Source organism: Flavobacterium sp., assembly GCF_003525665.1.
Classification (GTDB): Bacteria; Bacteroidota; Bacteroidia; order Flavobacteriales; family Flavobacteriaceae; genus Flavobacterium.
Window position 1 is genome coordinate 1 of the sequence record NZ_DQDX01000177.1, and the last position, 1,049, is coordinate 1,049.

Consider the following 1,049-nt stretch of genomic DNA (forward strand, 5'->3'; position numbering starts at 1 on the left):
TTTATAAACATGCGATGATAAGTGCACTTATCATCGTTTTTTTTATTATCTCCTAAAAACTTCTTTAAACTGATACAACAAACGTTCTAATAATCGTAAATCTTCGGTAATGATATCAGCATTTCCAGACATTTCTTGCTGAAAGGCAATGTCTTTTTTATAAGATGTTTTTAAACCATTTGGTAACGAAACATCAATCAATAAATTTCCGTCTTTATCTGGAGTTAACGAAATAGATTTTACTTTTCCCTTAATAATTCCATATTCTCTATCGGGATAATTTGCCAAACGAATATTTACTTCTTGACCCATTTTTATTTTACCCGAATTTTGAGCAATTGCTTTAAGTTTGCCTATATAATTAGTTTCATTTGAAGGAATAACTGCAAACACATTATCGCCAGAAGTAACCGTTTGATTAACAGACCAAAGTTGTAAAAAAGTAACTTTACCATCAATAGAAGAACGAAGAACATAATTCAATTCCCAATCTTTTATAGCTTTTTTCAATTGATAAAACGCTTGAATTACATTTCTTTCAAGATTGGAGTTTTCTTTATTTTCGTTAATAATTGTTGTTTTACTGTTTCTTTTCAAATCATTTATTGATGATTTTAATTGTGAAATTGAACTCAATAAATTTTTATAATTTTTCTCTGATTGTAAATAGATTAGCCGTTGTTTTTCTACTTCTTGGGTTGCAATAATTCCTTTTTTGTATAATGTTTCGTAACGTTCTAAATCATTTTTTTGTAATTCTAATTCGCTTTGATTGATGCTTTTTTGCGATTCCAGTAAACTCAATCTTTCACGAAGCTGATTTGCTTCATAACTTTGAGCGTTGCCTTCAACTTGATACGGTTGTAATTTTGTATTGAGTTCATCGGCTATATATTCTTTTTGAAAAACAGCAAAATAACTTTCTATATCGCCAAGTTGTAGCGCATTTGTTTTTTCAAACGGAAACTCATTTTTGTCAATAATAAAATGGTCAACACAACTTTTTAGCAAAAAAACATCGTTGTAACTTGCCGTGTTTTCTATAATTG

At 28.9% G+C, this 1,049-nt stretch carries 1 protein-coding gene; it reads right to left on the minus strand.

The window, feature by feature from the left end; genetic code table 11:
- Positions 1 to 45: 45 nt before the first annotated feature.
- On the minus strand, positions 46 to 1,049 hold a 1,004-nt coding region (locus tag DIU01_RS12220), incomplete at its 5' end, for an HlyD family efflux transporter periplasmic adaptor subunit (RefSeq protein WP_290834858.1).